Origin of the sequence: Sphingomonas sp. CCH9-E2, assembly GCF_001557215.1 — a bacterium.
Taxonomy (GTDB): domain Bacteria; phylum Pseudomonadota; class Alphaproteobacteria; order Sphingomonadales; family Sphingomonadaceae; genus Sphingomonas.
The window spans coordinates 1-14,239 of the sequence record NZ_LSJM01000274.1 but is presented as its reverse complement, the minus strand read 5'-3'; the positions used below and the strand labels follow the sequence as shown (position 1 = coordinate 14,239).

The 14,239-nt window shown below is 67.7% G+C and carries 11 protein-coding genes and 1 tRNA gene; 8 read left to right on the top strand and 4 right to left on the bottom strand.

Translation table 11 applies throughout. The features are described 5' to 3' along the window. The 6 genes from AX681_RS12675 to AX681_RS12650 all read left to right on the top strand — a co-directional run. On the top strand, positions 1-471 hold a 471-nt coding region (locus AX681_RS12675; RefSeq protein WP_066682381.1), incomplete at its 5' end, for a GNAT family N-acetyltransferase. A 16-nt stretch (positions 472-487) separates the two neighbouring features. Further along, positions 488-1,126, top strand: coding sequence for a phosphoribosylanthranilate isomerase (locus AX681_RS12670; RefSeq protein ID WP_066657617.1), 639 nt, complete (start codon positions 488-490; stop codon positions 1,124-1,126). Between the two features lie 55 nt (positions 1,127-1,181). Next, on the top strand, positions 1,182-3,974 hold the full coding sequence (gene dnaG / locus AX681_RS21450) for a DNA primase (protein ID WP_082737858.1): 2,793 nt from the start codon (positions 1,182-1,184) through the stop codon (positions 3,972-3,974). 53 nt (positions 3,975-4,027) lie between these two features. Next, positions 4,028-6,055, top strand: coding sequence for an RNA polymerase sigma factor RpoD (gene rpoD / locus AX681_RS12660; protein WP_066657620.1), 2,028 nt, complete (start codon positions 4,028-4,030; stop codon positions 6,053-6,055). Positions 6,056-6,177: 122 nt separating this feature from the next. Continuing rightward, positions 6,178-7,476 (top strand): FAD-dependent oxidoreductase, encoded by a 1,299-nt coding sequence (locus AX681_RS12655; RefSeq protein WP_066682378.1) that lies wholly within the window; start codon positions 6,178-6,180, stop codon positions 7,474-7,476. Between the two features lie 112 nt (positions 7,477-7,588). Continuing rightward, positions 7,589-7,665: transfer RNA gene (locus AX681_RS12650), tRNA-Pro, on the top strand. 407 nt (positions 7,666-8,072) lie between these two features. On the opposite strand, the gene AX681_RS12645 is transcribed toward AX681_RS12650, so the two are convergent. Genes AX681_RS12645 through AX681_RS12630 form a run of 4 tightly spaced genes read right to left on the bottom strand, consistent with a single transcriptional unit; the run spans position 8,073 to position 11,751 of the window. Continuing rightward, positions 8,073-9,428, bottom strand: coding sequence for an FAD/NAD(P)-binding protein (locus AX681_RS12645; RefSeq protein WP_066659968.1), 1,356 nt, complete (start codon positions 9,426-9,428; stop codon positions 8,073-8,075). A gap of 1 nt (position 9,429) precedes the next feature. Beyond that, entirely contained in the window at positions 9,430-9,696 is a 267-nt protein-coding gene (locus tag AX681_RS12640; RefSeq protein ID WP_066659967.1) for a DUF6356 family protein, read from the bottom strand. A gap of 19 nt (positions 9,697-9,715) precedes the next feature. Further along, the gene (locus AX681_RS12635) at positions 9,716-10,411 is read right to left on the bottom strand and encodes a UTRA domain-containing protein (protein ID WP_066659965.1); all 696 of its coding nucleotides are present in this window, start codon (positions 10,409-10,411) and stop codon (positions 9,716-9,718) included. Then, positions 10,408-11,751 (bottom strand): formimidoylglutamate deiminase, encoded by a 1,344-nt coding sequence (locus AX681_RS12630; RefSeq protein WP_066659963.1) that lies wholly within the window; start codon positions 11,749-11,751, stop codon positions 10,408-10,410. The genes AX681_RS12635 and AX681_RS12630 overlap by 4 nt, the downstream gene beginning before the upstream one ends. Positions 11,752-11,962: 211 nt before the next feature. Between AX681_RS12630 and hutI the strand changes: the two genes are divergently transcribed. Both hutI and AX681_RS12620 read left to right on the top strand, forming a co-directional pair. Beyond that, positions 11,963-13,150: an imidazolonepropionase gene (gene hutI, locus AX681_RS12625; RefSeq protein WP_066682376.1), complete on the top strand. Its 1,188-nt coding sequence runs from the start codon at positions 11,963-11,965 to the stop codon at positions 13,148-13,150. After that, positions 13,147-14,239 (top strand): aromatic amino acid lyase (locus tag AX681_RS12620; protein WP_066682368.1); only part of this gene is annotated, 1,093 nt, incomplete at its 3' end. The genes hutI and AX681_RS12620, both read left to right, overlap by 4 nt.

Genomic DNA, 14,239 nt, shown 5'->3' with positions numbered 1-14,239 from the left:
GACCTCTCCCGCCTCCACCCCGTGGTCGAGCGCGCCTATCGCGGCGATTCCGCGCGGCAGGGGTGGACGCATGAGGCGGACATGCTGTTCGACGCGCGCACCGACCTCGCCACGCTCGCCACGCTGATCGAGGACCACAGTCGCATTCTTGTCGCGCTGGACGGCGACACCATCCTCGGCTGCGTCAACATCGCCGATCGCGGCGCTGGCCTCGCCTATCTCGGCCTGCTCTGCGTCGATCCGCAACTTCAAGCCCGCGGCATCGGCAAGCAGCTTATCGCCGCCGCCGAAGCCACCGCCCGCGACAGCTTCAACGCCAACCGCATCGAAATGACGGTGATCGACCGCCGCATCGAGCTGATCGCCTGGTATGAGCGCCACGGCTATAGCCGCTCGGGCGAAACGCGCCCCTTCCCCGTCCCGGTCGATCCGCCGCTGACGATGCTAGTGCTGGTCAAAGCGATCGGATGACGCCAAAGGGGTGACGATGCCCGTCACCGCCAAAATCTGCGGCCTGTCCACCGCCGCGACCCTCAATGCCGCGCTTGCGGGCGGGGCCAGCCATGTCGGCTTCGTGTTCTTCCCGCCCTCCCCGCGCCACGTGACGTTCGACCAGTCCGCCGCGCTCGCCGCGCAGGTGCCGGATTCGGTCCAGCGCGTCGGCGTGTTCGTCGACCCGGAGGATGCGCTGCTCGATCAGGCGATCCGCTCCGCCCGGCTCGACGCGATCCAGCTCCATCGTGCTAGCCCGGAACGCGCCGCCGCGATCGGCGCGCGCACGCGCCTCCCGGTCTGGGCGGCCGTGGCGGTCAAGGCCCGCGCCGACCTCGACGCCGCTCACGCCTATCGCGGTGCCGCACAGCGCATCCTCTACGATGCCAAGACGCCCGAGGACGCCAAACTCCCCGGCGGCATGGGCCTGCGCTTCGACTGGACCCTGCTCCAGGGCTTCGACCACCCGCTCCCCTGGGCGCTGTCAGGCGGCCTCGACGCCACCAACGTTGCCGAAGCTGTCGCGATCAGCGGAGCACGTCTGGTCGACGTCTCTTCCGGCATCGAAAGCGCACCGGGGGTCAAGGACCCGGCCAGGATCGCGGCGTTCCTGAAGGCCGTCGCATCGCTCTGACCCCACGCTCACGCTTGCGAGCAGCCCCCGGCTTGGGCATGTCCGACAGCGCATCATGAGCCTCACACCAGCCTTTCTCGACGAATTGCGCGCGCGCACCACGCTGTCGGCCCTGATCGGGCGCAGCGTGAAGATCACGCGCGCGGGCCGCGAGTACAAGGCGTGCTGTCCCTTCCATAACGAGAAGACGCCGTCGTTCACGATCAACGACGACAAGGGTTTCTATCATTGCCTCGCCGCCGAAACGCTCGTCATTACGCGGGACGGACGGCGCGAGATCGCTTCGCTGGCCGGGCGCACCGCCACCGTGCTGACGCGCGGCGGAACCTGGGTCGATGCCCGGTTCGGTGACTATGGCGTCCAGCGGCTATGGCGCATCGACCTGTCCCGCAACGGCCTTGCCAAGACGATATGGGCGACCCACGGACATCGCTGGTTCGTCAAGGGCCGCAAGACCGACGTCCGCACGGACCAGCTCCGGCCGGGCCACGCCCTTGAGAGCGCGGTGCCGGAACGCCGCACCCAATGGGAAATGGACCCGCAAGGGGTCCGGCACGGCATCGTGTTCGGCGATGGCACGATGTTCAAAAAGTTGTACGGCACGGTAAATCTGCACGGCGACAAGGACGCCGAGCTGGCTCGCTGGTTCCCCGATCAACAGCATCACGCCCGCGAGCGGGAGAGAAGCAAGCGGTACATCCGCATCTATGGCGGTCGCGCCTTTGAAGGGTTCAAGACGCTTCCGGACCTCGACCGGCCCGACGCCTATCTCCTCGGCTTCCTCGCCGGCTATCTTGCGGCCGACGGGCATGTCGCCAAGGACGGGACGGTGATGCTCAACGCGGCGGACCCGGACGTTCTCGAACGGATCCGCGATATCGCGCTCAAGCTGGGCATCGTCACTTATGGCCGCACCACGCTGATGCGGAACGGATTCGGTGACAGCCCCAGCGCGCTGCACCGGATCCATTTCGTCCCCTCGTCGCTCGATCCTGCGCTGTTCCTGTTGTCGCGCGCCCGTGAACGCTTTGCGGCCCACACCAAGCGGTTCGATCGGCTGCGCTGGGTCGTGCGGTCGGTCGCGCCATCGGACCGGGTCGAGCCGGTTTACTGCGCCACCGTGCCGGAAACCCATGCCTTCGCGTTGGACGACAATATCCTGACCGGCAACTGCTTCGGTTGCGGCGCGCATGGCGATGCGATCCGCTGGATGACCGAGCATAACGGCCTGCCCTTCATCGATGCGGTCAAGGAACTGGCGCAAGCCGCCGGCCTCGACATGCCCGAGGACGATCCGCGCGCCGCCCAGCGGGCCGAGCGCGCCAAGGGGCTGCACGAGGTCATGGCCGACGCCGCCAAATTCTACACCGATCAGCTCCACGGCATCGCCGGGGCCGAGGCGCGCGCGCTGCTCGAACGCCGCCGCGTTTCCGCCGACACCGCGCGCACCTTCGGCATGGGCTATGCCCCCGATTCGCGCACCAAATTGCGCGAAGCACTCAAAAGCTATGGCGACGCGATGCTGGTCGAGGCGGGCCTGCTGATCCAGGTCGAGGGCAAGGAGCCGTACGACCGGTTCCGCGGCCGGCTGATGATCCCGATCAAGGATGCGCGCGGCCGCGTCATCGGCTTTGGCGGGCGGATCATCGGCGATGGCGAGCCGAAATATCTCAACTCCCCCGAAACCCCGCTCTTCGACAAGGGCCGCTCGCTCTACAATCTCGACCGCGCCTCCGCCGCCTCGCGCAAGGCCGGGCGGGTGATCGCGGTCGAGGGCTATATGGACGTGATCGCTCTGGCGCAGGCGGGGTTTAGCGAAGCGGTAGCCCCGCTCGGCACCGCGATGACCGAGCATCAGCTCGAACGGCTGTGGCGCATGGCCGACGTACCCTACCTGTCGTTCGATGGCGACAATGCCGGGCAAAAGGCCGCGATCCGCGCGGCGCACCGCGCGTTGCCCCTGCTCCAGCCGGGCCGCAGCCTAGCCTTCGTCACGCTCCCGCCGGGTCAGGATCCCGACGATCTGGTGCGCGCGTCAGGGCCACAGGCGTTCGAAGCGCTGCTCGCCTCCGCCCAGCCACTCGCCGACCGGCTGTGGCAGCATGAACTGGCGGCAGAGCCGGTCGATACGCCCGAAGCACGCGCCGGGCTCAAGCGCCGCCTGTCCGACCTCGCCGCGACGATTCAGGACGGCAATGTCCGCCACGAATACATCAATGAGTTCCGCCGCCGGGTCGACGAACATTTCGCCCCGCCCCCGCGCAGCTTTACCCCGCGCAACCAGACGCGCGGCCCATTCAAGCCCGGCCAGCGCTGGCAACCACCCGAACCGCCGCCCAGCCCCGCCGTTCAGGCGGTCGGCAGCGGGGGCATCGATCGCGTGCTGGCCAAGGCCGTGCTCGCCGGCCTCATCCGCCACCCCGCCGAAATTGCGCGCCATGTCGAAACGCTGACCAGCCTCGCCCATGCCGATGGCGCGCTCGGTCGCCTGTTCGAGGCGGTGGTCGATGTCGCGCTGGAGGACCGGGCGCTTGATAGCGCGCGGCTGCGCACCATATTGGCGGCGTCCGGTTTCGATTCACAGGCAGCGGAGTTGCTGCGCGCCGACCAGCTTCCCTTCACCTTCACCCAGAAGGAATGGGATGCGGGACGGGCCGCGCTTGACCTGGGTGAGGCGATCGCGGTGCTCGCGGCGCGACCTCAGGTCGAGGCGGCGCTGGCAGAGGCAACTGCGGCGGTGCAGGCGCGTTTCAGCGACGAGGCGTTCGAGCGCCAGGTCGCGCTTGTGAAGCGAAAAGCGGAGCTGGAAATGCGGCTCGCCAATCTGATGCTTGCGGACGAGACATAATTAGGTGATTAGGGCGGCGTATAATTGCCGCCATATGATTTCAAAGGCAGTCGATGGCTAAGGCAAATATGGCGGACGGTGCGGAACCCACGGAAACCGGTGACGCGCCGCTGATCGATCTCAACGAAGGCTCCATCAAGAAGCTGGTCGCCCGCGCGAAGAAGCGTGGCTACATCACCGTGGACCAGCTCAACGAGATGCTGCCGCAGGATCAGTTCACCTCCGAACAGATCGAAGACGTCATGTCCGCGCTCAGCGACATGGGCGTCAACGTCGTCGAAAATGAAGACGTTGGCGAGGATGGCGAGTCGGAAGACGACACGCCCGACGAGGTCGATGCCGAGGGCAAGGACGACGAACCCGCGTTCGAGGCGACCAAGAAAAAAGAAACCATGGATCGCACCGACGATCCGGTGCGCATGTATCTGCGCGAAATGGGCGCGGTCGAGCTGCTCAGCCGTGAGGGCGAGATCGCGATCGCCAAGCGCATCGAGGCCGGCCGCGACACGATGATCCTCGGCCTGTGCGAATCGCCGATCACCTTCAACGCGATCATCGGCTGGTCCGACGCGCTCAACGAAGGCACGATGCAGCTGCGCGAGATCCTCGATCTCGATGCCATGCTGTCCAAGGGTCCCTCGGCCGAGCAGGTCGAAGGCGCCGAAGACGATGATTCGGGCGAAATCAGCGAAAAGACCGCCGGCGCATCGTTCAAGGAAGAGGAAGAGCCCGAAGAGGTCGCCGCGGACGAGGACGAGGACGACCTCACCGAACGCCGAGCTCCGCGCATCTCGGACGATGAGGAAGAGGACAACACCCTCAGCCTCGCTCAGATGGAAGAGACGCTCAAGCCGCAGGCGCTTGAGAAGTTCGCCAACATCACCGCGATCTACAAGAAGTTCAGCAAGGTCCAGCAGAACCGCCTCGACGCAATGGCGGCCGGTGGCGAGCTGTCGGCGGCGGACGAGAAGAAGTACCACAAGCTGCGCGAAGAGCTGACCGCCGAGGTCGAAAGCGTGCAGTTCCACAACGCCAAGATCGAATATCTGGTCGATCAGCTCTACAGCTATAACCGCCGCCTGACCGCGCTCGGCGGCCAGATGCTGCGCCTGGCCGAGCGCCACAAGGTCAGCCGTAAGGACTTCCTGGACCGTTACGTCGATCACGAGATGGACGAAAACTGGCTCGAATCGGTCGGGACCATCGACAAGAAGTGGACCGCCTTCGCCACGAACGAAGCCGCCGCCGTCGATCGCATCCGCGTCGAAGTTTCGGAAATCAGCCAGCAGACCGGCATGGCGCTCAGCGAGTTCCGCCGCATCGTCAACATGGTGCAAAAGGGTGAGCGCGAGGCGCGCATCGCGAAGAAGGAGATGGTCGAGGCCAATCTCCGTCTCGTGATCTCGATCGCCAAGAAATACACCAATCGCGGCCTGCAGTTCCTCGACCTCATTCAGGAGGGGAATATCGGCCTGATGAAGGCGGTGGATAAGTTCGAATATCGCCGCGGCTACAAGTTCAGCACCTATGCGACCTGGTGGATTCGTCAGGCGATCACCCGCTCGATCGCGGATCAGGCGCGCACCATCCGCATCCCGGTGCACATGATCGAGACGATCAACAAGCTCGTCCGCACCAGCCGCCAGTTCCTGCACGAACAGGGCCGCGAACCGACTCCGGAAGAGATGGCCGAGCGCCTCTCGATGCCGCTGGAGAAGGTGCGCAAGGTGATGAAGATCGCCAAGGAGCCGATCTCCCTCGAAACGCCGATCGGCGACGAGGAGGATTCGCACCTCGGCGACTTCATCGAGGACAAGAACGCGATCATCCCGGTCGATGCGGCGATCCAGGCCAACCTCAAGGAAACGGTCACCCGCGTCCTCGCCAGCCTCACCCCGCGTGAGGAGCGCGTGCTGCGCATGCGCTTCGGCATCGGCATGAACACCGACCACACGCTCGAAGAGGTCGGCCAGCAGTTCAGCGTGACCCGCGAGCGTATCCGCCAGATCGAGGCCAAGGCGCTGCGCAAGCTCAAGCACCCGAGCCGCAGCCGCAAGATGCGCAGCTTCCTCGACCAGTAAGGTCGATTGATTGACAGCGAAAACGGGGCCGTCCGTCCGGGCGGCCCTTTTCTTGTGTCCGGCGCGCTTGCGCTTCCCCGATTCGCCGCTAGCCTCTGCCCCACAACAGAAAAGGACCGGGCATGCGGCATATCGCAGTGATCGGATCGGGGCCGGCGGGCTATTACACCGCAGAGGCCTGCCAAAAACAGTTCGGAGAGGATGTCCGCGTCGACATCATCGACCGGCTGCCCGTCCCATTCGGCCTGATCCGCAGCGGCGTCGCGCCGGATCACCAGTCGATTAAGAGCGTGTCGCGCCGCTATGAAGCGGTTGCGATCACCGACAATGTCCGCTTCGTCGGCAATGTCACGGTCGGCAAGGACGTGACGACCCCCGAGCTGATGGCACTGTATGACGCGGTCGTGCTGGCGACCGGCGCGCCATTCGATCGCCCGCTGGAGGTACCCGGCGCCGACTTGCCCGGCGTCACCGGATCGGCAGCGTTCGTCGGCTGGTATAACGGCCATCCCGATTTTGCCGCGCTCAATCCCCCGCTCAGTGGCCCCGGCGCGGTGGTGATCGGCAACGGCAATGTCGCGCTCGATGTCGCGCGCATCCTGGCCAAGACGCGCGGCGAGTTCGCAGGGTCGGACATCGTGTCGCCCGCGCTCAATGCCCTGACCAGCTCGTCGATCGATACGATCACCCTGCTCGGCCGCCGTGGCCCGCACCAGATCGCGATGACGCCAAAGGAGCTGGGCGAGCTCGCCAATCTCGCGCGCGCCGCCCCGGTGGTCGATCCCGCCGATTTCCCGCCCGACATCGACGACGCGCTGCTTGAGCCGGGCCTGCGCAAATCGGTCGCCCATCTGCGCACTTATGCTGCCGCCAGCGTCGACAAGCCGGTGCACATCATCTTCGATTTCTTCGCGATGCCGCTGCGGATCGAGGGCGATGGCCGCGCCGAGCGCATCATTGTCGAGCGCACCCGCCTCGACGAACGCGGTGCGGCGGTCGGCACGGGCGAAACCTATGCGATCCCCGCCAGCCTGATCGTCTCCTGCATCGGCTATCGCACGCCAAAGATCGAAGGCGTGCCCTATGACGACCGCGCCGGGCGCTTCGCCAATGACGAAGGGCGCGTCCTGCCCGGCCTCTATGCCGTCGGCTGGGCGCGGCGCGGCCCGACCGGGACGATCGGCACCAACCGCCCCGACGGATTCGCGATCGCCGAGAAGATCGCCGGGGACACACCGGGCGGGACCGGCAAGGCCGGGCGTCCCGGCCTCGACGCGCTGCTCGCCTCGCGCAACGTCGATGTCGTCACCTTCCGCGACTGGCAGAAGATCGACGCGGCAGAGATCGCCGGTGCCCGCAGCGATTCCCCGCGCGAGAAGTTTACGAGCGTTTCCGACATGCTCGATGCGCGCGGCGCGTGAAAAAACCGTGCAACGCAGCGCTTGCGCAGCTGCAAAGTGCCGGTTATAGGCGCGCCTCCAAGCGACGCGGTCTGCCCACCCGGGGCCTTTGCCAAGGACTTCGCCGCTCAGTCGGGGAATAGCTCAGCCTGGTAGAGCACTGCCTTCGGGAGGCAGGGGCCGGAGGTTCGAATCCTCTTTCCCCGACCACTTTCCTAGCCAGCGACTAGGAATTGTTTTCAGCGGCACAAAATCTCTGATAGGATCGCACGCTGCGCGCGTGCGAGGTTCCCGTATGATCGCGCGCAATGCGTTGGACCGGGAGATGTTCCGACCGTGGCCTCGCCAATCCCGCCGCCCGCTTTCCGGTGCTGACCGTCACCGATCGCCACACCGATACGCTCGTCTGGAGCGCGCGCTTGGGCTGACCGGTCGCGGGGGATCATGACATCACGCAGGACGCCCGCGACGCCGCGCGCCGCAACATCTGGGCCCGCCTGTCACCGCGTCATTATGCGGACCGAGTCGCGGGCGCACTACTGTTCGATCCGGTCGCTCCCAAGGGAGAGGCCGGCGGGGGAGGATAGAGCTCGACGGGTCGCTTACGTCGATACGTCCTAAAGCCCCTCGCCCCCGACCCAATGCGCGTTGGACAGGCGGCGCGCGACGTCCCAAGTCTGGCGACGGATATCCGGCACCGCGACGATCTCCCAGAACGCCCCGCGCGTCATCGGGCCGAGCGCCAGGATGTGCGGATTCGCGCGGCCGTCGGCGCCGATCACCTCGCCCGCCCCGTTCACGTCGATCCCCAGATGCGCCGCATCGGGCCGGATCGCGCCAGTGTCGCGCAACGCTACAAGCAGCGGATCGGTCGTCCGCCCCAGATCGCCCAGCGGCCCGGTGCAGTTCACCACGCGCCGCACCACCATCGTCTGGGCAGCCTCCGCACCGCGCGGACGCCAGTGCAGCGTCACCGTGCCCGCACCGGGCTGAAACCCCAAAGTCCTGCCCGCAATCAGCTGCAGCTGTCCCCGCGCCATCATTGCGTCGAGCCGGTCGGCTACCTGCGGCGCGAGCCGGTGGCGATGCACGTCCCACCACGGACGCAGGTGGCGCAGGAACCGCGCCCGCTCCGCCGCGCTCGCATTCGCCCACATCGGCTGGGTAAAGGGCCGCAGTTCGTCCACCGCATTGCGCCAGCCAATCTCCGCCGCGCGCACGCGAACCCGGCGCACCAGTGCCGACGCTACCGTCGCAGGCCGCGCGTCGATCCGCTCCCACGCCGCGCCGCTGGCGTGCCGCCGGGGCAGCAACCCGCGCCGCGACAGCGCGACGATCCGCCCACCAAAGCCGCGCGCCTCCAGCATCAGCGCAACGTCGATCATCGTCAGCCCGGTGCCGATCACCAGCACCGTGTCATCGTCGCTCAACCCGTCCCCGACATCGCCCGCCCAGGGATCGCCCTTGTACAGGTCGTCGGGCAGCATTGCCGGATCGAGCCCCGGTGGATCGTGCGGCGGCAGATTGCCGACTGCCAGCACTACCGCATCCGCGCCGATCGCACTCCCGTCCGCCATCGCCAGCGATATGCCATCGGATCGCTGCTCCAGCCCGGTCACGGCCCCGCGCACGACCGTCAGTCGCCCCGCACCCCCGGCAATCGCCGCGTCGAGCAGTTCGCGCAGATATTCGCCATAGGTCACCCGTGCGGCAAAGGCATTGGCGGCATCCGCCACCCCGCGCGCCGCCAGCCACTCCGCAAAATGCCCCGGCTGGTCGGGAAAGGCGCTCATGTTGCTCGCGCGGACATTGAGCAAATGGCTGGGGTGCGCCGCGCCATAGGCCAGACCCAGCCCCGGCGTCGCCGCCCGCTCGATCAACGTCGCGCGCGGACCCTTGTGCCGCAACAGGTTGATCGCCTGCAGCGTGCCCGAGAACCCCGCGCCGATGATCGCGACATGATCGATCCGCATCCTAGATCTCGTAATCGAGCTGCCATTCGGGCGCAGCGAAGGCGGGCGGCTGCTTGGCAAAGGCCGGCTGGCGCGCCTTCATCGTCGCATAGAGCGACTTCACCGTATCGCTCGCAGTCCGCACGAACAGGACCGGCACGAACGCATGGACGATGCAGGCCAAGCCACCGCCAACCATCCGCACCCCAAACCCGGCGGCCGTCGCGAAATGTTCGCCATAGCTTTCGCCGACATCGCGGGGATGGTCCAGAAACACGCGCTTGAACATTGTCGTCTCCGTGCTGCCGCTAACCGCGCGGCGTGAAATCCTCGACCAGCTGGTAATGCTCGCCCGGAAAGATCTGGCGCGCGAACGTCACCGGGGCCTTGCCGCGCCACGTCCAGCGCTCGACCTGGAGGCAGGGCGCGCCTTCCTTCAGCTTCAGCCGACCGGCCGCCTCGGCGCTCGCCCCCACGGCCGCAATCCGGTGCCGCGCATCGGTCCAGGGGATGTTGGCGAGCAGCCAGCTGCCCGGCGCCGTCGCCGAAAAATCCGCATCCGCCGCGCCGGGGGCAGCAGCGAGATCGAGCCAGCGCTCCTCCCATCCGAACGGCGACCGCCCGGCATGATGCACCCCGGTCAGCACCAGCCACCCGCTGCCCGACCCGCGCACCGGGAAGCCCATGGGCGCGCGGCGGTGCAAATTCACTGTCAGCAATTCCCAGCGATATGCCTCACCGCGATCGGCGATCAGCGCCGCGATATCTGGCACGCCCACCACTGGCGTGCGGATCGCTGGCGGAGCGACAAAGCTGCCCGCCCGCCGCTTGCGCTCGATCAGCCCCTCGCGCGCGAGACGGCTCAACGCCTTGTTCGCCGTCGCCCGCGCACAGCGATAAGCGTCCATCAGCTCATATTCGGTCGGCACCCGCGTGCCCGGACCCCATTCGCCCGATCGGATGCGCGCCTCGATCTCGCCCCGGATTCGCGCCTCGACGCTCATGCCAGCAGGCCCCGCAGCGCCGTGCGATAGCGCGCCTCGATCGCGTCGCGATGCCGGTGCCGCCCGCCCGCCACCTGCTTGACCCCGCCGCGCCACACACAGTCGATCGGGCGACGGCTGGCAAAGATCCAGCTGTCGATCAGTGCATCGCCACTACGCCCCTCGAATGCGGGATCACTACGATCGAGCGAAACAATGTCCGCCGGGCGGCCAGCCGCAAGCCCGGTCGCAACCGCAAGCGACTGCCCGCCACCACGCGCCGCCGCCTCGAACAGCCGCGCACCGGTCGAAGGCCGCGCCGCGCTCGCCAGTTGATTGCGTCCACGCAGGGTCAGCCGCTGGCCATATTCGAGCACCCGCAACTCCTCCGCCGCATCGATCCGCACGTTCGAATCGCTCCCCACACCCAGAGCGCCGCCGCTATCGAGAAATGCGCCCGCGGGAAACAATCCGTCGCCCAGATTGGCCTCGGTCACCGGGCACAGCCCCGCCACCGCACCGCGCGCCGCGATGTCCGCAACCTCACCCACATCGACATGCGTCGCATGCACCAGCGTCCAGCGCGAATCGACCGGCGCCGCGTCGAGCAGCCAGCGCACCGGCCGCCGCCCGCTCCACGCGATACAGTCGTCCACTTCCTTCACCTGCTCGGCGATATGGATATGCACCGGCCCGCCCCTGGCGATCGGCAGCAGCGCACCCAGCTCCTCCGGTGTCACCGCGCGCAGGCTGTGCGGCGCAATCCCGATCACCCCATCACGCGGCAGTATCGCCCCGGCGCGCTCGACCAGATCGGCAAAACCATCGACGTCAGTGATAAACCGGGCCTGCGCAGTGCCCGGCGCCTGCCCCCCGAACCCGCCATGCGCGTAGAATACGGGCAGCAGCGTCAGCCCGATCCCCGAAATCTCCGCCGCCGCCGCGATCCGCCCGCTCATCTCGGCGACATCGGCGTAGCGCGACCCGTCGGGCGCATGGTGGAGATAATGAAACTCGCCGACCCGCGTGAACCCGCTCTCCAGCATCTCGGCATAGGCGAGCGCCGCAATCGCCTCGCACTGCTCCGGCCCGATCTGTGCCACGAACCGGTACATCAGCTCACGCCACGACCAGAAATCGTCTTCCGACGCGCCGCGCGCCTCGGTCAGCCCCGCCATCGCGCGCTGAAATGCGTGGCTGTGCAGGTTGGGCAGCCCCGGCAGAGCCGCAAAATGCCGTTCGTCGCCACGCTCGGGATCGACCCCAACCTCGACCCGCTCGATGCGTCCGCCCGCCAGCGTCAGCCGGACCCGATCGGTCCAGCCATGATCCAGCAACGCAGTTTCGAACCAGAGCGTCATCCATCAATCCTCCCCCGCCAGGGGGAGGGGGACCAGCGAAGCTGGTGGAGGGGGAGGAAGCGGTTCAGGCGTGACCGCCGCCGGCCCCCTCCGTCGCGCTGCGCGCGCCACCTCCCCCTGGCGGGGGAGGATTGGGTGTGCGTCGATGCCATCGCCGGACTCATCGCGAATATGTCTAGACATAATGGCCGCACTGTCCAACACTAAACGCATGGCGACTCCTGCGGACAAGCTCTGGCGCAACGCGCGTCTCGCGACGATGACCGGCGACGGGCTGGGCGTGGTCGAGGATGGCGCGGTCGCGGCAACCGGCGACACGATCACCTATGTCGGCCCCGACGCCGAAGCCCCCGATGCGCGCGAAATCATCGACTGCGACGGCCGCTGGATCACGCCGGGCCTGATCGACTGCCACACCCATCTCGTCCACGCCGGCAACCGCGCCAGAGAGTTCGAGGCACGGCTCGAAGGCGCAACCTATGAGGAAATCGCCCGCGCCGGCGGCGGCATCCTCTCCACCGTCACTGCCACCCGCGCCGCCAGCGAGGAGGAGCTGATCGCCAGCGCGCTCCCCCGCCTCGACCAGCTGATCGGCGAAGGCGTCACTACGGTCGAGATCAAGTCCGGCTACGGGCTGACCCTCGACGACGAGCTCAAGATGCTCCGCGCCGCCCGCCGCCTCGGCGAAGCCCGCAACGTCCGCGTCCACACCACCCTGCTCGCCGCCCACGCCGTCCCGCCCGAGTATAAGGGCGATGCTGATGGCTATGTCGATCTGGTGTGCCGTGAGATCATCCCCGCCGCAGTGGACCTCGCCGATGCGGTCGACGCCTTCTGCGAGGGGATCGGATTTTCCGCAGAACAAACCGACCGCATCCTCGCCGCCGCAGTCGCGCACGGGCTCCCGGTGAAGCTCCACGCCGAACAGCTCTCGAACCTCAACGGCGCAGCCCTCGCCGCCCGCCACGGCGCGCTCTCCGCCGATCACCTCGAGCATCTCGACGCCGCCGGTATCGCCGCGATGGCCGCCAGCGGCACCGTCGCAACGCTCCTCCCCGGCGCCTTCTACTTCACCCGCGAAGAACGCCGCCCACCGATTCAAGCCCTGCGCGACGCGGGCGTCCCGATCGCCCTCGCCACCGACTGCAACCCCGGCACCTCGCCGATGGCGTCGATCCTGCTGGCGATGAACATGGGCGCGACCTTCTTCCGCCTGACCGTCACCGAATGTCTGCGCGGCGTAACCGTCAACGCCGCCCGCGCGCTCGACATCACCGGCGGCACGCTGCAACCCGGCCAACCTGCCGACCTCGCCATCTGGACCATCTCCGACCCCGCCGAGCTCGTCTATCGCATCGCCGCCAACCCCCTCCATGCACGAGTATTCGCAGGCACATGATCGTCCCCGGCAACACCCCGCTCGCCACCTGGAACGCCATCTATCGCGGCGAACCCGCCCCGCTCGACCCGTCCTGCCACGCCAGGGTCGCGGCGAGCGCCGACGCGGTACAGGCGATCCTCGCCCGGCACGAGCCGGTGTACGGCATCAACACCGGCTTCGGTAAGCTCGCCAGCGTCCGCATCGGCGACGACGACCTCGAAACGCTCCAGCGCAATATCGTACTCAGCCACGCCGCCGGCGTCGGCGACCCGATGCCCGCGCCGGTCGTCCGCCTGATGATCGCGCTCAAGCTCGCCAGCCTCGCGCAAGGCCATAGCGGCATGAAGCCCGCAACGATCGCGATGCTGCAGGACATGCTCGACCGCGGCATCACGCCGATCATCCCCTCGCAGGGGTCGGTCGGTGCCAGCGGCGACCTCGCCCCCCTCGCGCACCTCGCCGCCGCGATGATCGGGGTGGGTGAGGTCGAGATGGGCCCGCGCCGCATCCCCGCGCGCACCATGCTCGGCGGCCTGACGCTCGGCCCGAAGGAAGGGCTGGCTCTGCTCAACGGCACTCAGTTCAGCACCGCCTATGCTCTCGCCGCCCTGTTCGAGACCGAGAAGCTGTTCCGCGCCGCGCTCGTCACCGGCGCGCTCTCGACCGAGGCTGCAAAGGGCTCCGACACCCCGTTCGACCCGCGCATCCACGCCGTGCGCGGCCATCGCGGCCAGATCGAGGTGGCAGCGGCGCTCGCCGGGCTGATGGAGGGCTCCGCGATCCGCGCCTCGCACCGCGAGGGCGATGAGCGGGTACAGGACCCCTATTGCCTGCGCTGCCAGCCGCAGGTGATGGGCGCCTGCCTCGACCTGATCCGTCAGGCCGCCGCGACGCTCGCGATCGAGGCGAACGGCGTCACCGACAACCCACTGATCTTCACCGATACGGGCGCAGCGCTGTCCGGCGGCAATTTCCACGCCGAACCCGTCGCCTTCGCCGCCGACATGCTCGCGCTCGCGATCTGCGAAATCGGCAGCCTCGCCGAACGCCGCATCGCGATGCTGGTCGATCCTGCGCTTTCGGGCCTCCCCGCCTTTCTCACCCCCC